The sequence below is a fragment of the Methylophilus sp. Leaf416 genome (genome assembly GCF_001424665.1).
Lineage (GTDB): Bacteria > Pseudomonadota > Gammaproteobacteria > Burkholderiales > Methylophilaceae > Methylophilus.
Window position 1 is genome coordinate 969,980 of sequence record NZ_LMQS01000001.1, and the last position, 21,449, is coordinate 991,428.

At 45.6% G+C, this 21,449-nt stretch carries 30 protein-coding genes and 1 tRNA gene; 8 read left to right on the plus strand and 23 right to left on the minus strand.

The window, feature by feature from the left end; translation table 11 throughout:
* Positions 1-231: 231 nt before the first annotated feature.
* On the minus strand, positions 232-411 hold the full coding sequence (locus ASG34_RS04625) for a YbdD/YjiX family protein (protein ID WP_055827041.1): 180 nt from the start codon (positions 409-411) through the stop codon (positions 232-234).
* Positions 412-438: 27 nt separating this feature from the next.
* Positions 439-2,502, minus strand: a complete 2,064-nt coding sequence (locus tag ASG34_RS04630; protein ID WP_055827043.1) for a carbon starvation CstA family protein — start codon at positions 2,500-2,502, stop codon at positions 439-441.
* 251 nt (positions 2,503-2,753) lie between these two features.
* Between ASG34_RS04630 and ASG34_RS04635 the strand changes: the two genes are divergently transcribed.
* Both ASG34_RS04635 and ASG34_RS04640 read left to right on the plus strand, forming a co-directional pair.
* On the plus strand, positions 2,754-2,987 hold the full coding sequence (locus tag ASG34_RS04635) for an ANTAR domain-containing protein (protein WP_055827046.1): 234 nt from the start codon (positions 2,754-2,756) through the stop codon (positions 2,985-2,987).
* Between the two features lie 163 nt (positions 2,988-3,150).
* Positions 3,151-3,226: transfer RNA gene (locus ASG34_RS04640), tRNA-Val, on the plus strand.
* Positions 3,227-3,254: 28 nt separating this feature from the next.
* On the opposite strand, the gene radC is transcribed toward ASG34_RS04640, so the two are convergent.
* Both radC and ASG34_RS04650 read right to left on the minus strand, forming a co-directional pair.
* The gene (gene radC / locus ASG34_RS04645; protein ID WP_055827049.1) at positions 3,255-3,929 is read right to left on the minus strand and encodes a RadC family protein; all 675 of its coding nucleotides are present in this window, start codon (positions 3,927-3,929) and stop codon (positions 3,255-3,257) included.
* A 19-nt stretch (positions 3,930-3,948) separates the two neighbouring features.
* Positions 3,949-4,716, minus strand: a complete 768-nt coding sequence (locus tag ASG34_RS04650) for a hypothetical protein (protein WP_055827052.1) — start codon at positions 4,714-4,716, stop codon at positions 3,949-3,951.
* Between the two features lie 97 nt (positions 4,717-4,813).
* Here ASG34_RS04650 and coaBC point away from each other — a divergent pair, with 97 nt between their 5' ends.
* The 5 genes from coaBC to rpmG all read left to right on the plus strand — a co-directional run bounded on the left by coaBC (position 4,814) and on the right by rpmG (position 9,315).
* Positions 4,814-6,019 carry a bifunctional phosphopantothenoylcysteine decarboxylase/phosphopantothenate--cysteine ligase CoaBC gene (gene coaBC / locus ASG34_RS04655; RefSeq protein WP_055827055.1) on the plus strand — a complete coding sequence of 402 codons (1,206 nt, stop codon included), beginning with the start codon at positions 4,814-4,816 and terminating at the stop codon, positions 6,017-6,019.
* A 108-nt stretch (positions 6,020-6,127) separates the two neighbouring features.
* Entirely contained in the window at positions 6,128-8,227 is a 2,100-nt protein-coding gene (locus tag ASG34_RS04660; protein ID WP_055827058.1) for a TonB-dependent receptor family protein, read from the plus strand.
* 115 nt (positions 8,228-8,342) lie between these two features.
* Entirely contained in the window at positions 8,343-8,795 is a 453-nt protein-coding gene (gene dut, locus ASG34_RS04665) for a dUTP diphosphatase (RefSeq protein ID WP_055827061.1), read from the plus strand.
* Positions 8,796-8,890: 95 nt separating this feature from the next.
* Positions 8,891-9,127, plus strand: a complete 237-nt coding sequence (gene rpmB / locus ASG34_RS04670; RefSeq protein WP_055827066.1) for a 50S ribosomal protein L28 — start codon at positions 8,891-8,893, stop codon at positions 9,125-9,127.
* Between the two features lie 32 nt (positions 9,128-9,159).
* Positions 9,160-9,315 (plus strand): 50S ribosomal protein L33, encoded by a 156-nt coding sequence (gene rpmG, locus ASG34_RS04675; RefSeq protein ID WP_011478679.1) that lies wholly within the window; start codon positions 9,160-9,162, stop codon positions 9,313-9,315.
* A 79-nt stretch (positions 9,316-9,394) separates the two neighbouring features.
* Here rpmG and ASG34_RS04680 read toward each other — a convergent pair whose 3' ends face one another.
* Together ASG34_RS04680 and mgtE are read right to left on the minus strand one after the other, a co-directional pair.
* Complete coding sequence (locus tag ASG34_RS04680; protein WP_055827068.1) at positions 9,395-10,696, minus strand: mechanosensitive ion channel family protein; 1,302 nt, start codon at positions 10,694-10,696, stop codon at positions 9,395-9,397.
* 10 nt (positions 10,697-10,706) lie between these two features.
* The gene (gene mgtE / locus ASG34_RS04685) at positions 10,707-12,164 is read right to left on the minus strand and encodes a magnesium transporter (RefSeq protein WP_055827072.1); all 1,458 of its coding nucleotides are present in this window, start codon (positions 12,162-12,164) and stop codon (positions 10,707-10,709) included.
* 78 nt (positions 12,165-12,242) lie between these two features.
* Between mgtE and ASG34_RS04690 the strand changes: the two genes are divergently transcribed.
* Positions 12,243-12,482 carry a glutaredoxin family protein gene (locus tag ASG34_RS04690; RefSeq protein WP_055827075.1) on the plus strand — a complete coding sequence of 80 codons (240 nt, stop codon included), beginning with the start codon at positions 12,243-12,245 and terminating at the stop codon, positions 12,480-12,482.
* Between the two features lie 105 nt (positions 12,483-12,587).
* Here ASG34_RS04690 and rplQ read toward each other — a convergent pair whose 3' ends face one another.
* The 17 genes from rplQ to rplN all read right to left on the minus strand — a co-directional run bounded on the left by rplQ (position 12,588) and on the right by rplN (position 21,281).
* Complete coding sequence (gene rplQ / locus ASG34_RS04695) at positions 12,588-12,977, minus strand: 50S ribosomal protein L17 (RefSeq protein ID WP_055827082.1); 390 nt, start codon at positions 12,975-12,977, stop codon at positions 12,588-12,590.
* A gap of 32 nt (positions 12,978-13,009) precedes the next feature.
* Positions 13,010-13,996 (minus strand): DNA-directed RNA polymerase subunit alpha, encoded by a 987-nt coding sequence (locus ASG34_RS04700; protein WP_055827085.1) that lies wholly within the window; start codon positions 13,994-13,996, stop codon positions 13,010-13,012.
* Between the two features lie 56 nt (positions 13,997-14,052).
* Positions 14,053-14,682 (minus strand): 30S ribosomal protein S4, encoded by a 630-nt coding sequence (gene rpsD / locus ASG34_RS04705; RefSeq protein ID WP_055827088.1) that lies wholly within the window; start codon positions 14,680-14,682, stop codon positions 14,053-14,055.
* 48 nt (positions 14,683-14,730) lie between these two features.
* Positions 14,731-15,120, minus strand: a complete 390-nt coding sequence (gene rpsK, locus ASG34_RS04710) for a 30S ribosomal protein S11 (protein ID WP_018986256.1) — start codon at positions 15,118-15,120, stop codon at positions 14,731-14,733.
* A gap of 39 nt (positions 15,121-15,159) precedes the next feature.
* On the minus strand, positions 15,160-15,522 hold the full coding sequence (rpsM, locus tag ASG34_RS04715; RefSeq protein ID WP_055827091.1) for a 30S ribosomal protein S13: 363 nt from the start codon (positions 15,520-15,522) through the stop codon (positions 15,160-15,162).
* A 110-nt stretch (positions 15,523-15,632) separates the two neighbouring features.
* Positions 15,633-15,746, minus strand: a complete 114-nt coding sequence (gene rpmJ, locus ASG34_RS13795) for a 50S ribosomal protein L36 (protein ID WP_081620790.1) — start codon at positions 15,744-15,746, stop codon at positions 15,633-15,635.
* A 107-nt stretch (positions 15,747-15,853) separates the two neighbouring features.
* Positions 15,854-17,167, minus strand: coding sequence for a preprotein translocase subunit SecY (secY, locus tag ASG34_RS04720; RefSeq protein ID WP_055827094.1), 1,314 nt, complete (start codon positions 17,165-17,167; stop codon positions 15,854-15,856).
* A gap of 24 nt (positions 17,168-17,191) precedes the next feature.
* On the minus strand, positions 17,192-17,629 hold the full coding sequence (rplO, locus tag ASG34_RS04725) for a 50S ribosomal protein L15 (RefSeq protein WP_055827096.1): 438 nt from the start codon (positions 17,627-17,629) through the stop codon (positions 17,192-17,194).
* On the minus strand, positions 17,629-17,826 hold the full coding sequence (gene rpmD / locus ASG34_RS04730; RefSeq protein WP_055827098.1) for a 50S ribosomal protein L30: 198 nt from the start codon (positions 17,824-17,826) through the stop codon (positions 17,629-17,631). Before rpmD ends, rplO begins: the two co-directional genes overlap by 1 nt.
* A gap of 2 nt (positions 17,827-17,828) precedes the next feature.
* On the minus strand, positions 17,829-18,335 hold the full coding sequence (rpsE, locus tag ASG34_RS04735) for a 30S ribosomal protein S5 (protein WP_055827101.1): 507 nt from the start codon (positions 18,333-18,335) through the stop codon (positions 17,829-17,831).
* Positions 18,336-18,349: 14 nt separating this feature from the next.
* Positions 18,350-18,703 carry a 50S ribosomal protein L18 gene (gene rplR / locus ASG34_RS04740; RefSeq protein ID WP_055827104.1) on the minus strand — a complete coding sequence of 118 codons (354 nt, stop codon included), beginning with the start codon at positions 18,701-18,703 and terminating at the stop codon, positions 18,350-18,352.
* A 61-nt stretch (positions 18,704-18,764) separates the two neighbouring features.
* Positions 18,765-19,298 (minus strand): 50S ribosomal protein L6, encoded by a 534-nt coding sequence (gene rplF / locus ASG34_RS04745; RefSeq protein ID WP_055827109.1) that lies wholly within the window; start codon positions 19,296-19,298, stop codon positions 18,765-18,767.
* Positions 19,299-19,310: 12 nt separating this feature from the next.
* Positions 19,311-19,706, minus strand: coding sequence for a 30S ribosomal protein S8 (gene rpsH / locus ASG34_RS04750; protein WP_055827112.1), 396 nt, complete (start codon positions 19,704-19,706; stop codon positions 19,311-19,313).
* 14 nt (positions 19,707-19,720) lie between these two features.
* The gene (gene rpsN, locus ASG34_RS04755; RefSeq protein WP_055827115.1) at positions 19,721-20,026 is read right to left on the minus strand and encodes a 30S ribosomal protein S14; all 306 of its coding nucleotides are present in this window, start codon (positions 20,024-20,026) and stop codon (positions 19,721-19,723) included.
* A gap of 3 nt (positions 20,027-20,029) precedes the next feature.
* Positions 20,030-20,569: a 50S ribosomal protein L5 gene (rplE, locus tag ASG34_RS04760; protein WP_055827118.1), complete on the minus strand. Its 540-nt coding sequence runs from the start codon at positions 20,567-20,569 to the stop codon at positions 20,030-20,032.
* An 8-nt stretch (positions 20,570-20,577) separates the two neighbouring features.
* Positions 20,578-20,895 (minus strand): 50S ribosomal protein L24, encoded by a 318-nt coding sequence (gene rplX, locus ASG34_RS04765; protein ID WP_055827121.1) that lies wholly within the window; start codon positions 20,893-20,895, stop codon positions 20,578-20,580.
* Positions 20,896-20,912: 17 nt separating this feature from the next.
* Entirely contained in the window at positions 20,913-21,281 is a 369-nt protein-coding gene (gene rplN, locus ASG34_RS04770; protein WP_019881229.1) for a 50S ribosomal protein L14, read from the minus strand.
* Between the last annotated feature and the right edge of the window lie 168 nt (positions 21,282-21,449).

Consider the following 21,449-nt stretch of genomic DNA (forward strand, 5'->3'; position numbering starts at 1 on the left):
ATTTTAACTGAATACGTACTGCGATGCGCGCCTGAAACAGGTTTGTTACATTCGCGTCCAAATAACTTCAGTATACAAACTTAGAAATGATGTTGGGATACAAAGGGCTTAAGGAGATTTAGTTACGAAATATCAATGTAGCGTGAACTGCAAGGCTCGACCTTGAGTATCCTGATTAAGTTAATTTTGATAACTTGAAAAAGTATTTAAAGACTAAAAGAATGTCTATCTCTAACAACACCTTTTAATGCCTTGCCACTTCTGATCCTGCCATTGCCTGAAAAATTCAGCACGTGATAATGGCGGAGTACTATCAGCCTCATCAGCATGATGCTCGGCATAATGCGCAAGATAACGTTCGTAAACGTCATCCCCTGACAATTGACGGATCCGCTGCCAAATATGTTTCATATGCTTCAAGGGATTATCTCCGTTAGCCTAGAACTTGCCCGCTACATACTTGGTTGGCACATAAGGCGTTTCCGTTGATGGCAACACCGGCTTGCCAGTAAAATAACGCAAGCTCATCACCACTACATCAATAAACACCACCCACAACACCGCTACAAAAAACAGAGTCAGCCAGGCATCTAGTTGTTGATTGAAGATTAATTGCGGCGCGACTTCTGCTTTATCAGGCGGCAATAACCCAGCAGCCAATTTGGCTGCCAAATCATTGGCTGCGGCAAAAAAACCTACCCGCGTATCACTGCTGAATATCTTCTCGTAAGCTGCGGTTGTGGTAATTGTAAGCAACCAGACTAAAGGCAAGCCGGTGATCCAGGCTTTGCCGGCTTTGCCCGACTTGATCAGAATACCCGTCCCCACTGACAATGCAATCGCGGCCAGCATCTGATTGGCAATACCAAACAACGGCCACAGGATATTTACTCCGCCATTCGGATCAATCACCCCGATATAGAGGAAATAACCCCAGCCGGCCACCACCAGCGCACTGGTGAAAATCACCGAAGGCGTATAAGAAGTTTCACCCAGTTTGGGGTGCAGATTGCCCAGCATGTCCTGCAACATGAAACGGCCGACACGGGTGCCCGCATCCAGCGTAGTCAGGATAAAAATGGCTTCGAACATTATGGCAAAGTGATACCACAGCGCCAGTAAGTTTTCACCAAACACTGTGCCTAAAATACTGGCCATACCCACAGCCAGGCTAGGCGCACCGCCTGTACGCGCAAACAACGTGCTTTCACCCATGGCACTGGCCAGGTGTTGCATCTGTTCCACCGAAACCTGATAACCCCAGCTGCTGATGGTATTTACAGCGTCGAGCGCTTCTTTACCAACCACGCCGGCAGGGCTGTTAATGGCAAAAAATACACCCGGTTCCAGAATAGTTGCGGCGATCATCGCCATCATCGCCACAAAACTTTCCAGCAACATGGCACCGTAACCTATCATGCGGATATCGCATTCACTAGTGATCAGCTTGGGTGTAGTGCCACTGGCTATTAAGGCGTGAAAACCGGAAATCGCCCCGCAAGCAATCGTAATAAACACAAACGGGAACAGCTTGCCGCCAAAGATAGGGCCTGTGCCATCAATAAAAGGCGTAATGGCAGGCATGCGGATATCCGGGCGCAACCATAAAATTGCAATTGCCAGCATCAGCACGGTACCCAGCTTCATAAAGGTGGATAAATAATCACGCGGCGCCAGCAGTAACCACACCGGCAACACTGCGGCGGCAAAACCATAAGCAATCACACTGAAAGCCAGCGGCAATCCTTCATGGTCAAACAGGGCAGCAAGCACAGGATGATGGTCTACCCAACCGCCCAATACTACTGAACCCAACAACAAAACCACACCAAGCAGCGAAGCTTCCAGCACACGCCCTGGCCGCAGGTATCGCATACAGATACCAACAATCATGGCGATAGGAATCGTTGCCGCCACGGTGGAGGTTCCCCATGGACTGTGTTTCATGGCATTTACCACTACCAGGCCTAACACCGCGATCAAAATAATCATGATCATAAAAGTGCCAAACATTGCTGCCACGCCACCAATGGCACCGATTTCGTCCCTAGCCATCTGCCCAAGGCTGCGACCATTGCGGCGGGTAGAAAGAAACAGTGTCACCATATCCTGCACCGCGCCGCCTAGTACAGCACCAATGAGTATCCATAGCGTGCCGGGCAGGTAGCCAAATTGCGCCGCCAGTGTAGGCCCTACCAAAGGACCAGGGCCGGCAATCGCGGCAAAGTGATGTCCGAATACTACCCAGCGATTGGTCGGCACAAAATCGCGGCCATTATTCAGGCGCTCAGCCGGAGTCGCGCGGGTCGCATCCAGGCTCAGAATACTTGCGGCGATCCAGGCAGCATAAAAACGATAGGCAATGGCATACACGCAGACAGCCGCAGTGATTAGCCACAATACATTCAGCGCCTCTCCTCTCGACAAGGCCACTTGCGCGACGGCAAATACTCCCAGCAATGTCAGCGATGCCCAGCCAGCGCGCCCTAACAAACCCTTCATAGTGTTTACTTTCTTTCTATTTTAATAGTTTTTATTGGAACTAAACCTTTAAGTCACGATAGAAATAGTCACAATCCGCAGCCTGGTGCAGTCGCACTGCAATAGTGCGAACTTCATCTACAAGGCTTTTATATCTGATTACCAGCATCCGGGCAATATACCTTAACAATCATGCACTTACAAATAATCGTTTAACTGGCATACAGATTGCTAATTCCTGTGGGAATTAAATTTATTTTACTTTTTAAAAAATGAGACCTAATACACCTAACCCTTCGACTGTAGCTGCCGCAGCGCAACATTCTTTGCTGAGCCAAGAAGACCAAAAGGTAGTGGATTCTGCGCGCGATATCCTGATGCGACAGCGCGCCTTGAACGAAGAGGAAGCTTATTCTTTGCTGTCTGAAATGGCGGACAAGCGAAAAACAGGAATGGCGGATATTTCATTGCAATTAATTAATATCACCAAACGATTAACCGTTTAAACTTCTGCGTACAAAAAGCTTCAAGCTTACCCATTGCTTTTACTGAAATTCCGACTTTCTGTTTGATACCCACCAGCTAATCTATTCCGACCATTAAAAACTCGCTGGCCCCTCTTGCAAGAACAAAAGGGTTAGGTATAATGCGGCCTTCGTTACAAGGCACGGGTGCTTAGCTCAGTTGGTAGAGCGTCGCCCTTACAAGGCGAATGTCAGCGGTTCGACCCCGTTAGCACCCACCAATCCCCTGCCTTTCCAAATAGTTTAGATTCAAATCAATCCCCGCTCGCTGAACGAAAATGTGTCCTGACCGGCCACAATGACATGATCCAGCACCTTCACATCCACCAGGTTAAGCGACTCTTTTAAAGTCTGGGTAAGCTGCTGATCCGCGCGACTGGGTGAAGCTGAACCGCCGGGATGATTATGACTGAGAATAACTGCAGCCGCATTGAGCTCCAGGGCACGCTTGACAACCTCTCGCGGATACACACTGGTTTGCATGAGACTGCCTTCAAACAATGTTTCGTAAGCGATCAAACGGTTTTGCGCATCCAGAAACAGGATGCCGAATACTTCGCGCAACAGATGGGATAACTGTAATTGCAAATAGGCTTTTACTTGTGCGGGAGAGCTGAAGCTATCCACTTGCTGCAGTGTTTCACCGAGCGCCCGCTTACTCATTTCCAGCACCGCCTGTAACTGGCAATATTTGCTTTCACCCATACCATGCACTTGCTGCACCTCATCCATACTGGCGGAGAAAATCCCATTCAGACTTTTGAAATGCTGCAACAGATCACGCGCCAAATCGACGGCGGTTTTACCGACCACGCCTACCCGTAAAAAGATTGCTAATAGCTCGGCGTCTGAAAGTGCGACTGCACCGGCCCGCAATAATTTTTCGCGCGGTCGCTCTTGTTCAGGCCAGTCTGTGATTGCCATCGCTCATCCTCGCATAAGCTTATTTTGCCCAGCCTATCTCTCGCGAGGTTGGCCGACCAATTATTGTCTCGTCCAGATTCCTCGCCATACGCGCCCGGTCTGGTGAAAGGGGGATTTTCCCCGCCATTATTTCGGCTATCTTTTGTGGATAAAGCGGTTGCATATAAGGCTCGGCATAACCTTGTGGTAACAAAGGTGCATTGGTGTTCAAGTCATATTTATCTGTTGCACTTAAGGTATGCAGCAACTCATGGGCGATCACCACCGTATTTCCCGCATGCTGATCACGGGCCGCGAACAAATTGACGCGCCCAATCTGGCCTTTTTGTAGCGCAGTTGAGTGTAATAGACGCGTGTGATTTTTCGCATCGTGGTACAGCAGGTATAACTTGATATCAATGGGCACCCCTACGCCAGGCTTATGTTGCCAGGCAAACCAGCGAAATTTAAGACTCCAGAGAATAATCTCCAGCCGATTTGCATTGAGGGCTGGTGGCGCTGGCGGTATTTCCGTGATGCTGGGGCCGAGATGAAAAACAATAGGCCGCGGTAATGGCAACTGATACCGGCGTGCTTCACGAGAAAAATACTGCTCTAAAACCTCAAAATCTTTTTCCTGCAAAGCCGCTATGTAGGTCTCAACTTCTGAAGATGCGTCTGCGTTGACCGGATATAAGGCCACATGCAAAGGCTTATGCCACTGTAATGCCTGATATTCATTCCAAACCTGCATAAGCGCAATCAACACCACTAAAACCCAGAAAAAAATCCGTATCTTTTTCAGCATCTACTTAACCTTTATGATTACCATATCTTAACATGTTTAAAGATGCGTTTATCCGGCCTGATTTCAAATGTACATGCTTTACAGTTAAAATACTGCCATGAATAGCGCTCATCTACAGCAAGATTATTTACAGTCACGTCATATACTGCTGGGCATCACCGGCGGGATTGCAGCTTACAAAACGGCTGAACTGATCCGCCTGCTGATCAAGCAAGGTCATACTGTTCAAGTGGTGATGACAGAAGCTGCTACTCACTTCATCACGCCAACCACCTTACAGGCGCTGTCCGGCAATCCGGTATTTATTGATAGCTGGGATTCCCGTATTGCAAATGCAATGCCGCATATTGAACTGAGTCGACAAGCAGACGCCCTTCTGGTTGCGCCAGCCAGTGCCGATTTTATTGCCAAGCTTGCGCATGGATTTGCTAACGATTTGCTGTCAACATTGTGCCTGGCACGTGAGTGCCCACTCCTGGTTGCACCGGCCATGAATAGGCAAATGTGGGAAAATGCTAGCACTCAACGCAATATTGCGCAGTTACTCAAAGATCAGGTAACAGTATTGGGGCCAGATAGTGGCGAACAAGCATGTGGTGAAGTCGGTCAAGGCAGGATGCTGGAGCCTGAAATTTTACTCGAAGGTTTGCAAACACATTTCACACCCAAGCTACTGGCAGGCAAGAAAATACTCATTACAGCCGGCGCCACCATGGAAATGCTGGATCCGGTACGTGGCATTACCAATATCAGTAGCGGAAAAATGGGTTATGCTTTGGCGAAAGTTGCCACGCAAATGGGCGCTGAAGTGACATTAGTCTATGGGCATGCAACTACTGCCAGACCGCAAGTCAGCCATGCAAGTTATGCCGGCACCGCCAACGAGATGTATCAAAGCGTCATGAGACAGATCGTAAATCAGGATGTTTTTATCGCGGTCGCGGCCGTGGCTGATTACAGCCCACTGACTCCAGCAGACCAGAAAATTAAAAAAAGTGAGGATACACTCACAATTCAACTTAAGAAGAACAAGGATATTCTCGCCGACGTCGCATCACTACCAAACCCACCCTACTGTGTTGGTTTTGCCGCCGAAACCGAGCATGTACTTGAGCACGCCACACAGAAACGGCTGGCGAAAAAGATACCGATGATCGTAGCAAACCAGGCCCGTCAGGCTTTAGGTAGTGACCATAACAGCGTTACCATCATCGATGAGACTGGTGAGTATCCCCTGGATATAGCCGACAAAACTACCATTGCAGCCAACATTCTCACTCACCTTAAGCATCAACTAAAATAATCTGCTTTAAAAGCATTACCTCTCGGTATTTTCATGAAAATACTGAGAGGTTCAACCTGACAAACAGCTTACAATCGCGCCATTTAATCCCCTTAGTATTGAGTAATTATGCGTGCTTTTGTATTTCGTTTGACGCCGGTTTGCCTGGCAATCTCATCCGCTTTTGGTTGCTTATCTGTGGCGGAGGCTGAAGAAGAAAAAACTTTGACACTTTCACCTGTTGTAGTGACTGCTACTCGTCAGGCGCAAAATAGCTTTGATTTGCCAATTGCAATCGACGTAGTGACTGAGAAAGACATCAAAGACGGCCAATTGCAAATGCAATTATCCGAGAGCCTGATTCGTGTTCCTGGCATCACAGCGCAAAACCGCACACAGCAAGCACAAGATCCCCAAATATCCAGCCGCGGCTTTGGTTCTCGCTCATCCTTTGGTGTGCGTGGTGTGCGCGTGTATGTAGATGGTATTCCATTGACCATGCCGGATGGCCAAGGTCAGCCGGGTGTTGTTGACCTTTCTGCAATCAAAAGCATAGAAGTAATGCGCGGACCTTTCTCTTCTCTTTACGGCAACTCATCTGGTGGCGTTATTCAGATGTTTACCCGAGATGCGCCACCAACACCAACTATAGGTGCTACCACCATGTTTGGTAGCTACGACACGAAAAGAAATGTATTGGAGGCGGCAGGTCAACTTGAGGGATTGGAATACATGCTGAATATCTCCAATTTTGAATCTGACGGGTATCGAGACCACAGCAGTAGTAATAAAAAAATGGCCACTGCCAAGTTTAAAATTAACATTAATGAAGGCACCAAGCTTACAACATTAATCAATTGGTTTGAACAAGATGCTCAAGATCCGCTCGGATTGACTAGAGTCGACGTTAGTAGAGATCGAAAAGCAGTGGTTGGTGCAGCAATAGGTGCTAACACTCAAGTATCTAGAAATCATACCCAAGTTGGCTTCAATTTGGAGCATGCAATCAACGAAACAAATAAGCTTTCTTTTATTCCATACGTGGGTACAAGAGAAAATTCACAAATCTTGCCATTCAATCCAACAGGGACTAATGCAAGAACTAGTCAAATATCCAGAAGTTTTTATGGCTCCGATCTTCGTTGGGACAACAATGGCATAGTTTTTGGAAGGAAATATAATGTATCTGTCGGTGTAAATTATGGAAAATCAGAAGATGATCGCTTAGATATTAATACTCAGATTGCAGGTGCGCCTGCAAATGTTACTAATCGCGATGAGGTAAACATTTCTACAAATTACGATCGTTATGTACAAGGTATGCTATCAGCTACAGAGAAGATTGATCTACATGCAGGTCTAAGAAGAACGAAAGTTAACCTAAAAGTTAAAGACAATTTAATCGCAGGCTTTGGCGATAATAGTGGTTCTGTCTCTTACAACAAAACCAATCCGGTTATTGGAGCCACTTGGAAAGTCACTCCTGAATTTAACATCTATACTAATTATGGGAAAGGTTTTGAAACCCCTTCTTTTATCGAGGCTGCTTATAACTCCACCACCAACGGAGCTACACCTAATTTAAGCCTTAAACCAAGTACAAGTGAAAACTTTGAAATAGGTACTAAAGCCTACTTAACTGACAACACAAAAGCAAACTTAACGCTCTACTACATTAAAACAGATGATGAAATTGTTGTGAGTCAAATCGACTTTGCAAATAGAAGCGTTTTTACCAATGCCAATAAATCAATAAGAAAAGGCGCCGAATTTTCCATAGAGTCAAATTTCGAAAACAACATATCAACGTACTTTTCATATACTTTATTAAGTGCAAAGTTTGACTCAGACTTTACAAGCCCAGCAAATGGATTAATCGCTTCAGGCAACCGCATTCCCGGCACTTATAGCAACCAGGCTTATGGCGAGATTCGCTGGAGATATGAGCCACTAGGCTTCTATACTGCTCTTGAAGGCCGTTACAACAGTAAAGTCTATGTGAATGACAGAAATACTGATGCCGCCTCCTCTTATGCAATATTCAACATACGCGCTGGCTTTGAGCAACTAGTGAGCAACTGGATGTTTAAAGAATTTATTCGTATTGAAAACTTGGCGGATAAGGAATTCATTGGCTCAGTACGCATTAATGATGCCAATAGCAGATTTTTTGAGCCTGCTGCTGAACGTAATTACCTACTCGGCCTCAGCGCCCAGTACAAGTTCTAAATTGCAAAATCTCTCAAGCCAGCAACCGCTGGCTTTTTTATTAGCTAGTTATCGCGCTTAGTGATTTTCATCGTTATTTGGTGTTTAATAGCGCAATCTTTTTGGAGCAAGCATTATGTCGATTACCGTAGACCTCAAAATTCTTGACCCTCGCTTGCATCACATGATGCCGACCTATGCTACGCCTGGCTCGGCAGGGCTGGATTTACGTGCCTGTATCGAGCATACACAGACCATACAGCCCGGTGAAACTATTATGATCCCTACTGGCATGGCGATTCATATTGACAATACGTACTATGCGGCGCTGATTTTGCCACGCTCCGGCTTAGGTCATAAACACGGCATCGTACTCGGCAACTTGGTAGGATTGATTGATTCAGATTATCAGGGGCAGTTGCTGGTTTCTTGCTGGAACCGCGGTAAAGAATCGTTTATTTTGAATCCTTTAGAACGTATTGCGCAGATGGTGATTGTGCCGGTGGTGCAGGCAGATTTTCATATTGTGGATGAATTTACATCAAGTGAACGTGGTGAAGGTGGCTTTGGCAGTACCGGAAAACATTAATCGCTAATTAAAGCATAACAATTGCTTGATTTAGGATTGCTTTTCATTCTATAATCTCGCTCTTTCTGAAAAAGATAAAGTATTTGGAGATAACCATGGCACGTGTATGTCAGGTAACAGGCAAAAAGCCTATGGTGGGTAACAATGTTTCTCACGCACAAAACAAAACAAAACGCCGCTTCTTGCCTAACTTGCAAAACCGTAAGTTTTGGGTTGAGAGCGAAAATCGTTGGGTAAAAATGCGTATTACTAACGCTGCTTTGCGTACTATCGACAAAAATGGTATCGACGCTGTGTTGGCTGATTTACGTGCAGCTGGCGAAAAAATCTAACTCGCGACATTTAGTCTGCAAAGGATATTATCATGCGTGAAAAAATCAAATTGGAATCAAGTGCTGGTACAGGTCATTTTTATACCACTACTAAAAACAAACGTACTATGCCTGAGAAAATGGAAATCAAAAAATTTGATCCAGTTGCTCGCAAGCATGTACTGTACAAAGAAACTAAATTGAAATAATTTATTTCTTACCGTCTTAATAAAAAAGCCTGCAAATGCAGGCTTTTTTATTGGCTGAAATATGTATTTAATTCTCAGCTTAGGCATCAGCTTGAGGCGTATTTAACGCAGCCTGGCCTGAAATAATGCGCACCTCCTGCTGAGGGTATGGGATGTGGATATTATTCTCTTTAAAACGCTGCCAGATCTCATAGTAAATATCGCTTTGCAGTCTTGCAGTAGCCTCTTCAGGATTGAGTACCCATACAGCCAGCAATAAGTCTATGCCGTATTGTCCGAATGATTTGATAGTCACATCAACTGCATTGTCATCCAGAATTGTCCTCTCATGCGTCTTACCAACTTCTTTTAATAATTGCATGGCCAGGTCCAGATCACTTCCATAGGATATCTGGACTTGAACAGGCACTTTTGCCTTGTGCGCAGCAGTCGTATGGTTGATGACCACATCCGTAATCATCATTTCGTTCGGGACAATGATTTCAGTACCATCCTGCTTGCGCAAGACCATATAGCGCGAGCGTAACTCCTTTACGATACCGTAATGACTGCTGATGGTGATGATATCCCCGAGATGAAGTGATTTGTCCATCAGGATGATAAAGCCGCTGACGTAATTGCTGGCAATTTTCTGTAAGCCAAAACCAAGGCCAACACCCAAGGCCCCACCAAATACTGATAGCATGGTGATATCTATACCCACGGCTGCCATGGACATCAGCAATGCAATCACCACGGCCACCATACGTACCAGCTTGACCATGATCACGCGCCAGTTGCTATTAATATCTGTTGAAGCCATCAGGCGCAGCTCAATCATGCGGCTGAGCCACAAAGCCACCAGCATGGTGACTACAATGGTCAATGCGCCTTGGATCAATAACAGCAAGTTAAGCTTTTGTTTGCCGGCACTGAACTGCACATCTTCCAGCACTTGTAATGCAGGCGCCAGAAAGCCGCTTATGTGCAATGCAACGATTACCCATACAGTCCAGGTGATGACGCGCTCAAACGAATGCAACCATGCACTAGGAGAGAACACATAGCGAAGTATATACACCACACTGCGAATAATCACCATCGCCAGCAGCATTCGCGCACCCAACTTCAGCAGGCCGACATGCATCCATTGCTGCAATACGAGTCGTGAGGTCAACATTAACAGGAAGGCAACAAAAGGAAAAAATAATCGCTCTATGCCGCCTAGCAGCATTTTGTAGACTACATTGACCCTTCCTGCCTGGATCTGCTTGCTTAGATGCAGATTCAGCAAACCGCTCACGGTCAGAATGACGCCGATGACCAGCAATTGCCAGAGAGCCGAAACAGTACTTAAATCCTGAACAATTTCTTTCCAGAGAATATTAATATCGTTATCCATTGTTATCCACTTACAGCAAAAAGATGGTTGCCAGCCCCAGGAAGATCATAAAGCCGCCACTGTCCGTGATGGCCGTAATCAGCACGCTGGAACCCACTGCAGGATCCCGGTCCAGCTTATTCATCACCAAAGGAATCACTACGCCTATAACGGCTGCAAGCAGTAGATTCAATGTCATCGCTGACATCATCACCAGCCCCAATGCCGGACTCTTGTACAACCAATATGCAATCAGACCGAGGACACTCCCCCATACAAGTCCATTCAGCAATGCGACTCCCACTTCCTTTTTCAGTAAAGAACGCATGTGGTAGCCGGAAATCTGGCCAAGTGCCAGGCCTCGTACAATCATGGTAGTGGTTTGGTTGCCGGAGTTACCGCCAATACCGGCAACAATCGGCATCAACGCCGCCAGCGCGACGATTTTCTCAATACTGCCCTCGAATAAGCCAATCACCCTGGAAGCAACTAATGCTGTGACCAGGTTAATCGCCAGCCACGCCCAACGGTTTTGTACGGATTTCCAGATCGAGGCAAAGAAGTCTTCCTCTTCGCGCAAACCGGCCCAGGACAACATGTCCGCTTCCGCTTCTTCCCGGATAATATCCATCACCGTGTCGACCGTGATACGCCCTACCAGCTTGCGATTGTTATCCACTACCGGCGCCGTCACCAGGTCATAACGCTCAAATGCCATCGCTGCTTGGTCAGACATATCTTCCGGGTGAAACACTACAGCATCGGTAGACATAATGTCACCAACCTCAGTTTCAGGATCATTCAGGATAATGCGTTTTAGTGGCAGCACGCCTTGCAGAATATCGTCACGATTGATCACGAACAATTTATCGGTATGGTCGGGAAATTTTGGCAGGCGACGCAGGTAACGTAACACCACCTCCAAAGTGATATCGTCACGAATGGTGACAATATCAAAATCCATAATCGCACCCACCGTGTCTTCAGGATAGGAAAGTGCAGATTGCAAACGTTCGCGGTTCTGCGTATCCAGGCTGTACATCAAGTCCTGCAATACGTCTTTTGGTAAGTCAGGCGCCAAATCCGCCAACTCATCGGTATTCAGTTGTTCTGCAGCAGCGAGGAGCTCTTCGCTGTCCATATCTGCAATCAGCGTCTGACGAACCGCATCTGAAGCTTCAAGCAGAATTTCACCATCACGTTCGGCTTTGACCAGGTCCCATACCATGAGACGGTCATCTAGCGGCAATGACTCCAGAATATAGGCGACGTCAGCCGGGTGTAACTGATCCAGCTTATGTTGCAGGATATTCAGGTTTTGCTTGTGGACCAGGGATTCAACCAGATCATGTTTGGGCATATCCTGCTTGTGCACCACATGCTCTACCAGTTTGTGCTTGCCCAACAGAGTAATCACCTGCTGCAATGTCTCGCTCAGGCTCTCCTTGCTTTCAATCACCTTCTCATCATGTTCGCGAATATCAGTCATGCTTCTTCCAATGTTGAGCAGGGTTTATTTTTTACAGGTAATATTGTACAAAGCGTTGATGACACTACCTAGCGATTTATGCAGAAGCAATTGATTTTATACGGCACACTAGGCTGCCATTTATGTGAAGACGCAGAACGTGTTTTGCAGGCACTGGCACTTACTTACAAAACAATCGACATTATTGATGACAATCAACTGCTGGAGAAGTTTGAAACTAGCATTCCGGTGTTAAAAGGCACCGGAGAAACATACTTATATTGGCCATTCAACGAGACTCAAGTGTTCACCTGGCTAAACAGTAAAGATGGCTTTTAAGAAATATAAGTCAGAAACTTTTCCTGTGAGAATCAGTAATGTTATTAATGACAAAAAGCAAAAAAGCCAGCATTGCTGGCTTTTTTTTGAATCACTCAACAGAGATTATTCTGCAGCTGCTGGCGCTTCTGCGATTTCTGGGCGATCAACCAACTCAACAAACGCCATTGGCGCATTGTCACCGTTACGGAAACCACATTTCAGAATACGCAAGTAACCACCATTGCGTGCATTGTAACGTGGGCCGAGTTCACCGAACAATTTGCCAACGATATCACGGTCACGCAAACGGCTGAATGCCAGGCGACGATTTGCCAAGGTCGGTGTTTTGCCTAAAGTGATCAAAGGCTCTGCATATTTACGCAGTTCTTTTGCTTTTGGCAAAGTAGTCTTGATGACTTCGTGACGCAGCAAAGAGGTCACCATGTTGCGGAACATAGCAGCGCGGTGGCTACTTGTTCTGTTCAATTTACGATTGCTATTACCGTGACGCATAGTAATTCCTTAAGTATTTATCTTATTAGAAATTAAGCTTTTTCCAAGCCAACAGGTGGCCAGTTTTCAAGCTTCATTCCCAGTGTTAAGCCTTTGGAGGCCAACACATCTTTAATTTCATTTAATGATTTTCTGCCCAGGTTTGGAGCTTTCAACAGCTCGTTTTCTGTACGTTGAATCAAATCACCAATGTAAAAAATGTTTTCTGCTTTGAGGCAGTTTGCAGAACGTACTGTCAATTCCAGATCATCCACTGGACGCAACAGGATAGGATCAACCTGCGGTGCAGCTTTTACTTCTACATCTGCAGAAGCACCTTCCAGATTCGCAAATACTGACAACTGGCCAATCAGAATACGTGCTGCATCGCGAATGGCCTGCTCTGGCTCGATAATGCCGTTGGTTTCAACGTCCATAATCAATTTGTCCAGGTCGGTACGTTGCTCAACACGTGCGCTCTCAACATGGTAGCTCACCTTGTTGATCGGGCTGAAAGAAGCATCCACCATCATGAAACCTAATACACGGTCTTCATCGTTAGCTTTCTGGCGAGCTGGCACAGGTTGATAACCACGACCCATTTCAATCTTAACTTCCAGATTCAACTTACCACCTTTGGTGATATGTGCAATCACGTGATTCGGATTGACAATTTCAGCGTCATGTCCAACTTCGAAGTCACCAGCAGTGACAATTCCTTCACCAGACTTGCTTAATACCAAGATGGTTTCAGTCTTGTTGTGCAGTTTTAATGCAACACCTTTAAGGTTTAACAAGATATCAACCACATCTTCCTGAACACCTTCAATCGTAGAGTACTCATGTACTACACCATCGATTTTTACTTCTGTAATGGCAAAACCTGGGATAGAAGATAAAAGAACTCTTCTTAAAGCGTTACCCAATGTATAGCCGAAACCTCGCTCCATTGGTTCTAAAGTCACACGGGCGCGCAGAGGATTAATGACCTCAACATCAACTACACGTGGCTTCAAATATTCTGTAGGGCTATTTTGCATATATTTCCTTGGAGTAATTGGGTATAAACAAATAAACCTTAGTCTGAACTAAGTGATTACTTAGAATACAACTCAACGATCAATGACTCATTGATAGTAACTGGCAACTCATCACGCTGAGGCTTAGCCTTGTACATACCACTCAATGCCTTGATGTTGACGTCCAACCACTCAGGAAAGCCGCGTTGCTCAGCCGCTTCAACTGCAGCTTTAATACGCAATTGCGATTTAGCCTTTTCTGAAACACTGATCAAATCACCTGCTTTGACCTGGTAAGAAGGGATGTTCACACGTTTGCCATTTACCAGAATGCTGTTATGACGTACAACCTGACGAGCTTCAGAACGAGAACCTGCCAGCCCCATACGATAAGCGACATTGTCTAAACGTGACTCCAGCAATTGCAATAAGCTCTCGCCGGTAATGCCTTTTTGACCATCTGCTTTTGCGTAATAAGCACGGAATTGGCCTTCCAATACTCCGTAGATACGACGCACTTTTTGTTTCTCACGCAACTGCACACCATAGTCTGACATACGTGCGACGCGACGCTGACCATGCTGACCAGGTGCGAAGTTACGCTTTTCAATTGCGCATTTATCTGTAAAGCATTTTTCAGCTTTCAGAAACAACTTCTCACCTTCTCGACGGCATTGGCGGCATTTAGGGTCTAGATTTCTAGCCAAAATATTCTCCGTTAATTAATTCGCTGATAATGAAATCAGTGAATTGAATTAAATTCTGCGTTTCTTTGGTGGGCGGCAACCGTTGTGCGGCACTGGTGTTACATCAGTAATGCTGGTGATTTTGAAACCAGCAGCATTCAATGCACGTACAGCAGATTCGCGACCTGGACCTGGGCCCTTGATGCGCACTTCTAGATTTTTGACACCAGACTCTTGTGCCGCTTTACCAGCCACTTCTGAAGCTACTTGAGCTGCAAAAGGAGTACTTTTACGTGAGCCTTTAAAGCCTTGACCGCCTGATGTTGCCCATGACAAGGCATTACCTTGACGATCAGTAATCGTAATAATCGTATTGTTAAAAGAAGCGTGTACGTGGGCAATACCCTCGGCAATGTTCTTTTTAACTTTTTTTCTAACGCGTACATTAGCTTTTGCCATGTTGTACTGTCCTTAATATCTAACTAATGTTCAAAAAGATTATTTAGCTTGTTTAATAGCCTTAACAGGGCCTTTACGCGTACGTGCATTGGTCTTGGTACGCTGTCCACGGACAGGTAGACCACGACGATGACGGATACCGCGGTAGCAACCCAGATCCATCAAACGCTTGATGTTCATAGTCACTTCACGGCGCAAGTCACCTTCAACAGTGAACTTGGCAACTTCGTCACGCAGCTTTTCCACTTCTGAATCGCTCAGATCTTTAACTTTAGATGTCGTTTGTACACCTGCTGCTACACAGATTTTTTGCGCAGTGTTACGGCCAATACCGTAAATAGAGGTCAAAGCGATTTCTGCATGTTTGTGGTTTGGGATATTCACCCCGGCAATACGAGCCATACTTAAACTCCAATAATCAATCGTTCATCACGATTAAACTTGTGCGTAGAAAAGAAAAGCCGCATATTATATCAGCCAATCCAGACCCTCACAAGGAATTGTTATACCAATTAACCTTGACGTTGTTTATGACGCGGGTCGGTACAAATAATACGAACAACACCGCGACGTCTAACGACTTTACAGTTACGGCACAATGTTTTAACTGATGCGCGAACTCTCATCTTATTTCCTTTAGTTAATTCACTTACTTTGTGCGGAATGTCATTCACACACGGGTTAAATCATTTCGCCTGATCTTGCTGCAACCCCGCCAACCGGCAAAGTGTATTTAGCGACCAGATCCTTTAAAGTTTGCTTTTTTGAGCAAGCCTTCATATTGCTGAGACATCAAATGTGATTGCACCTGTGTCATAAAGTCCATAGTAACCACTACAATAATCAGCAAAGATGTGCCACCAAAATAGAATGGTGTATTAAATTTCAGCACCAGGAATTCTGGCAACAAACAAACCAGCGTAATGTACAGAGCACCGATCAAGGTTAAACGACCCATGATGCGATCAATATATTTAGCTGTTTGATCACCAGGACGAATACCAGGTACAAACGCACCACTCTTCTTCAAGTTATCTGCCGTTTCTTTAGGGTTAAACACTAAAGCGGTATAGAAAAACGCAAAGAACAAAATTGCTGCTGCAAATAATAAAATATACAATGGCTGACCAGGTGACAGTTTGGCACTGACATCTTTCAACCAATACATATGCTCACTACTTCCGAACCAACCAGCTAAGGTTGCCGGGAACAAAATAATACTTGAAGCGAAAATTGGCGGAATCACACCAGCCATATTCAGCTTCAAAGGCAGGTGGGTAGATTGACCGCCATAAATACGGTTACCGACCTGACGCTTAGCGTAATTCACTGTAATCTTGCGTTGTCCCCGCTCAACAAACACGACTAAAGCGGTCACTAAAATCACAGCAACAAACAGGAACATCACCAATGGTATAGAGAATGCACCGGTCTTCGCCAAGTCCAGGGTACTGCCAATCGCATGCGGCAAACCAGCCACGATACCGGCAAAAATGATAATTGAAATACCATTACCAATGCCGCGTTCAGTAATCTGCTCACCTAACCACATCAAAAACATCGTGCCCGCTACCAGGGTTGTCACCGCCGTGATACGGAAACCTAAACCTGGATCAAGCACCAGGCCAGCCTGACCTTCAAGTGCAATGGCAATACCTAGTGCCTGGAATGTCGCCAACAATACAGTGCCATAGCGCGTGTATTTGGTAATTTGACGACGTCCGGCTTCACCTTCTTTTTTCAACTGCTCCAACTGCGGTGAAACCACGGTCAGCAACTGCATGATAATAGAAGCTGAAATGTAAGGCATGATCCCGAGTGCAAACACAGTAAATCGTGACAATGCACCACCGGAGAACATGTTGAACATCCCAAGAATGCCATCCTTTTGTGTGTCAAACAGCTGCTTCAACACTGTTGGATCAATGCCTGGCACCGGAATATGAGCGCCTAGTCGATAAACAATCAACGCCCCCAACAAGAACCACAAACGGCTTTTTAATTCACCAAGTTTGCTAACGGAACTTAAAATATTATCCTGTGCCAAGCTGATACTCTCTTATGACAACAATTAAACTTCGAGTACTTTGCCGCCAGCGGATTCGATGGCTGCTTTAGCACCTTTGGTCAACAACAAACCTTGTACTTGTACTTTAGCAGTCACTTCACCTGACAGGTACACCTTCACTGCCTTGGCTGATGCTGGGACCAACTTAGCTGCTTTCAAAGACAAGATGTCAATCACTTCACCTTCAGCCAGAGACAATTCGCTCGTACGGATACGGGCTGTGTCATCACGGGTTAAAGAGTTGAAACCACGTTTAGGCAAACGGCGTTGCAAAGGCATTTGACCGCCTTCGAAACCTACCTTGTGGAAACCACCGGCACGTGACTTTTGACCTTTGTGACCACGGCCACCAGTTTTACCTAAACCGGAACCAATGCCACGACCTAAACGACGACGTTCTTTCTTAGCGCCTTCTGCAGGCTTAATCGTGTTCAATTGCATTATGCTTCAACCTTTAAAAGATAGCTTACAGCATTGATCATGCCGCGGATTTCAGGCGTATCTTGCACTTCAACTGTGTGGTGCATGCGACGCAGACCTAAGCCACGTACTGTTGCTTTATGCGCTTCAATACGACCAATTAAACTTCTTACCAACGTCACTTTTAAAGTCACGTTCTCTTTTTTTGCTTTAGCCATGATTAACCTCTGATTTCTTCTAAGGTCTTGCCACGTTTAGCAGCAATTTCAGCTGGTGTGTTCATGGAAGCCAGACCGTTCAAGGTTGCACGTACCAGATTGTAAGGGTTGGTAGAACCAAGACTCTTAGCAATCACGTTAGTGATACCCATCACTTCAAAAATAGCGCGCATCGTACCACCAGCAATGATACCGGTACCTTCAGAGGCAGGCTGGATCAGTACTTTAGCTGCACCGTGCACACCGGTAACAGCGTGATACAAAGTACCATTTTTCAAATTCACTTTTACCATGCTGCGACGGGCTTCATCCATGGCTTTTTGTACAGCCACTGGCACTTCACGTGCCTTACCTTTACCCATACCAACAGTGCCATCGCCATCACCAACTACAGTCAATGCAGCGAAGCTCATGATACGACCACCCTTAACCGTCTTGCTTACACGGTTAACAGTAATCATTTTTTCACGCAAACCGTCAGTTTGCTGCTGTTCAAAATCTTTTGCCATTCTTATCTCACCTATTAGAATTTGAGACCATGTTCACGAGCCGCATCAGCCAAAGCTTTAATGCGACCGTGATACTTGTAACCTGAACGATCAAAAGCAACGTCAGTGATGCCGGCTTTTACAGCTTTTTCAGCAATACGTTTGCCAATCAAGGTTGCAGCTTCGATGTTGCCACCATTTTTCAGTTGTTGACGCACTTCAGCCTCAACGGTAGATGCACTCGCCAATACGCGATCACCAGTTTCAGTAATGATCTGAGCATAAATATTGGTATTGGTGCGATGTACACTCAAACGTGTAACTTTTAACTCGGCGATTTTGGCACGGGTTTTACGTGCTCTGCGCAAGCGGTTATTTACGTTTTTCATTGAATTTACCTTTAATATTGATTCACTGTTCAGGCTATTGTCTAACCTATAAGTGCTTTACTTATTTTTTCTTGGTCTCTTTAATGACGACCACTTCATCCGCATAACGAACACCCTTGCCTTTATATGGCTCTGGAGCACGGTAGCCACGGATCTGCGCTGCAACCTGGCCAAGCACTTGCTTGTTAGCCCCGGTCAACACAACCTCTGTTGGCGTAGGCGTTTGCACAGTCACACCTTCAGGCATCTTGTGGTTGATAGGATGTGAGTAACCTAATTCAAGGTTCAAAGTTGAGCCTTGAGCATTAGCTTTGTAACCCACACCAATCAGTGTCAATTTACGGGTAAAACCAGCTGAAACACCTTGCACCATGTTCGCCAATAAAGCGCGCACAGTCCCAGACATTGCTCGCGAATGCTGTGTTTCATTGTTGGCTTTTACCAGCAACTGTTCACCATCACGAGTCACAGTAATATCTGCTGACAACGCTTGGTTTAATTTACCCAGAGGACCGCTTACTGCGATCTCAGCAGGAGAGATGACGACTTCTACCTTGGCAGGAATCGTAACCGGATTTTTAGCAACACGTGACATATCAAACTCCTCTTAAGCCACGATGCACAGAACTTCACCACCGATACCGGCAGCTTGTGCTTTACGATCAGTCATTACGCCACGTGAAGTAGAGACGATAGTTACGCCTAAACCGTTCATCACGCGTGGGATGTTTTGACTACCTTTATAAATACGCAGACCTGGCTTGGATACGCGCTCAATTTTCTCAATCACTGGACGACCAGCGTAGTATTTGAGGCTGATGTTCAAAACAGGCTTACCTTCGTTGGCTTGAACATTGAAATCTTCAATGTAGCCTTCGTCTTTTAATACATTTGCAATGGCGCCTTTAACTTTAGACGCAGGCATTGATACTGTAGGCTTATTCGTACGTTGCGCGTTACGAATACGGGTCAACATATCGGCAATCGGATCACTCATACTCATGTTCTATTCCTCCGTTACCAGCTGGCCTTGGTGACACCTGGTACGTGACCAGCCATCATCAACTTACGCAACTCATTACGTGCGATACCAAATTTACTGAACACACCACGTGGACGGCCAGTCAATGCGCAACGATTACGTGTACGCACTGGGCTGGAATTACGTGGCAAACTTTGCAATTTTGAACGTGCAGCAAAACGATCTTCAACGCTTGCATTTTGGTTGTTGATAATTTCAACCAATTCAGCGCGTTTGGCTGCATATTTTTTTACGGTTTCGCGACGCTTTTGCTCGCGCTCTGTCATACATACTTTTGCCATGACTTAACCTCTAAATGGGAAACTAAATGCAGCCAACAGTGCTTTTGCTTCTTCGTCTGTTTGTGCTGTCGTTGTAATGGTGATATTCATCCCGCGCAATACATCGATTTTATCGTATTCAATTTCCGGGAAAATTATTTGCTCTTTAACACCCATGTTGTAGTTACCACGGCCATCAAAAGATTTTGCAGAAATACCACGGAAGTCACGAATACGTGGGATAGCCACGGTAATCAGACGATCCAGGAATTCATACATACGCTCACGACGCAATGTGACTTTGCAACCAACAGGATAGTCATCACGGATTTTAAAAGCGGCAACAGACTTTTTAGCCTTAGTTACGATCGCTTTTTGACCAGCAATTTTTTCCATATCGGCAACTGCGTGCTCCATAACTTTTTTATCAGCTACAGCTTCGCCTACGCCCATGTTCAGGGTAATTTTTTCGATACGTGGCACCTGCATTGAAGAGGTGTAACCAAATTGTTCAGTCAATTTGGGAACCACTGTATCGTTATAGAACTGTTTTAAACGTGCCATATGTATTCCTATGCGTCGATAGACTCGCCGCTAGATTTGTAAACACGAATCTTGCGACCATCTTCGAGTACCTTAAAACCAACACGATCAGCTTTTTTAGTTGCAGCGTTATAAATCGCCACATTAGAAATGTCCAAAGGCATTTCTTTGCTGATGATGCCACCAGTAACACCACGCATAGGGTTAGGACGAGTGTGTTTTTTTACCACATTCAGACCTTCCACCACTACATGGCCGGTTGGCAAGACGTTCAAAACAGCACCTGTTTTACCTGCGTCTTTACCTGTATTCAAAATGACTTGGTCACCTTTGCGAATTTTGCTCATTTATCGTCTCCAGCCTATTACAGCACTTCAGGCGCTAATGAAACGATCTTCATGAAGCGCTCACTGCGCAACTCACGTGTCACCGGGCCAAAAATACGTGTACCAATTGGCTCAAGCTTGTTGTTCAACAAGACTGCAGCATTGGCATCGAATTTAACTAAGGAACCATCCGGGCGACGTACACCTTTAGCAGTGCGTACAACCACAGCGTTGTAGATTTCACCTTTTTTGACGCGACCACGTGGAGCAGCATCTTTAATGCTAACTTTGATGATGTCGCCAATGCTGGCATAACGACGCTTGGAACCACCCAAGACCTTGATACACTGCACGGAACGCGCACCAGTGTTATCGGCCACTTCAAGCCGAGATTGCATTTGAATCATGAGAAATAATCTCCAACTTAATCCGTTATAACCACTACCAGCCGCCTGTTTTGAATTCGCATTCAAAAACACGTTACGGCCAATAGACCACGGTCAGTATTGGGGTGCCAGCTACATGCCATCTAAGGCGGGCACCGAAAAGTCCAACATTATACAACTAAAAAAACG

What these genes read in the sequence shown, in the direction of transcription:
- ASG34_RS04625 (WP_055827041.1), bottom strand. Translation starts at nt 411, where the DNA reads ATGAAACATATTTGGCAGCGGATCCGTCAATTGTCAGGGGATGACGTT.
- rpsM (WP_055827091.1), bottom strand. Translation starts at nt 15,522, where the DNA reads ATGGCTCGTATTGCCGGGGTGAATATCCCAAACCACAAACATGCAGAA.
- rpsN (WP_055827115.1), bottom strand. Translation starts at nt 20,026, where the DNA reads ATGGCAAAAGTATGTATGACAGAGCGCGAGCAAAAGCGTCGCGAAACC.
- coaBC (WP_055827055.1), top strand. Translation starts at nt 4,814, where the DNA reads ATGAATAGCGCTCATCTACAGCAAGATTATTTACAGTCACGTCATATA.
- ASG34_RS04650 (WP_055827052.1), bottom strand. Translation starts at nt 4,716, where the DNA reads ATGCTGAAAAAGATACGGATTTTTTTCTGGGTTTTAGTGGTGTTGATT.
- rplX (WP_055827121.1), bottom strand. Translation starts at nt 20,895, where the DNA reads ATGAGCAAAATTCGCAAAGGTGACCAAGTCATTTTGAATACAGGTAAA.
- rpsK (WP_018986256.1), bottom strand. Translation starts at nt 15,120, where the DNA reads ATGGCAAAAGCTAATGTACGCGTTAGAAAAAAAGTTAAAAAGAACATT.
- rplF (WP_055827109.1), bottom strand. Translation starts at nt 19,298, where the DNA reads ATGTCACGTGTTGCTAAAAATCCGGTTACGATTCCTGCCAAGGTAGAA.
- ASG34_RS04635 (WP_055827046.1), top strand. Translation starts at nt 2,754, where the DNA reads ATGAGACCTAATACACCTAACCCTTCGACTGTAGCTGCCGCAGCGCAA.
- rplE (WP_055827118.1), bottom strand. Translation starts at nt 20,569, where the DNA reads ATGGCACGTTTAAAACAGTTCTATAACGATACAGTGGTTCCCAAATTG.
- ASG34_RS04690 (WP_055827075.1), top strand. Translation starts at nt 12,243, where the DNA reads ATGCAGAAGCAATTGATTTTATACGGCACACTAGGCTGCCATTTATGT.
- rpmJ (WP_081620790.1), bottom strand. Translation starts at nt 15,746, where the DNA reads ATGAGAGTTCGCGCATCAGTTAAAACATTGTGCCGTAACTGTAAAGTC.
- dut (WP_055827061.1), top strand. Translation starts at nt 8,343, where the DNA reads ATGTCGATTACCGTAGACCTCAAAATTCTTGACCCTCGCTTGCATCAC.
- rpmG (WP_011478679.1), top strand. Translation starts at nt 9,160, where the DNA reads ATGCGTGAAAAAATCAAATTGGAATCAAGTGCTGGTACAGGTCATTTT.
- rplQ (WP_055827082.1), bottom strand. Translation starts at nt 12,977, where the DNA reads ATGCGTCACGGTAATAGCAATCGTAAATTGAACAGAACAAGTAGCCAC.
- ASG34_RS04700 (WP_055827085.1), bottom strand. Translation starts at nt 13,996, where the DNA reads ATGCAAAATAGCCCTACAGAATATTTGAAGCCACGTGTAGTTGATGTT.
- rplR (WP_055827104.1), bottom strand. Translation starts at nt 18,703, where the DNA reads ATGAAAAACGTAAATAACCGCTTGCGCAGAGCACGTAAAACCCGTGCC.
- rpmB (WP_055827066.1), top strand. Translation starts at nt 8,891, where the DNA reads ATGGCACGTGTATGTCAGGTAACAGGCAAAAAGCCTATGGTGGGTAAC.
- ASG34_RS04630 (WP_055827043.1), bottom strand. Translation starts at nt 2,502, where the DNA reads ATGAAGGGTTTGTTAGGGCGCGCTGGCTGGGCATCGCTGACATTGCTG.
- radC (WP_055827049.1), bottom strand. Translation starts at nt 3,929, where the DNA reads ATGGCAATCACAGACTGGCCTGAACAAGAGCGACCGCGCGAAAAATTA.
- rpsE (WP_055827101.1), bottom strand. Translation starts at nt 18,335, where the DNA reads ATGGCAAAAGATTTTGAACAGCAGCAAACTGACGGTTTGCGTGAAAAA.
- rpsH (WP_055827112.1), bottom strand. Translation starts at nt 19,706, where the DNA reads ATGAGTATGAGTGATCCGATTGCCGATATGTTGACCCGTATTCGTAAC.
- rplO (WP_055827096.1), bottom strand. Translation starts at nt 17,629, where the DNA reads ATGCAATTGAACACGATTAAGCCTGCAGAAGGCGCTAAGAAAGAACGT.
- rpmD (WP_055827098.1), bottom strand. Translation starts at nt 17,826, where the DNA reads ATGGCTAAAGCAAAAAAAGAGAACGTGACTTTAAAAGTGACGTTGGTA.
- ASG34_RS04680 (WP_055827068.1), bottom strand. Translation starts at nt 10,696, where the DNA reads ATGGATAACGATATTAATATTCTCTGGAAAGAAATTGTTCAGGATTTA.
- rplN (WP_019881229.1), bottom strand. Translation starts at nt 21,281, where the DNA reads ATGATTCAAATGCAATCTCGGCTTGAAGTGGCCGATAACACTGGTGCG.
- ASG34_RS04660 (WP_055827058.1), top strand. Translation starts at nt 6,128, where the DNA reads ATGCGTGCTTTTGTATTTCGTTTGACGCCGGTTTGCCTGGCAATCTCA.
- mgtE (WP_055827072.1), bottom strand. Translation starts at nt 12,164, where the DNA reads ATGACTGATATTCGCGAACATGATGAGAAGGTGATTGAAAGCAAGGAG.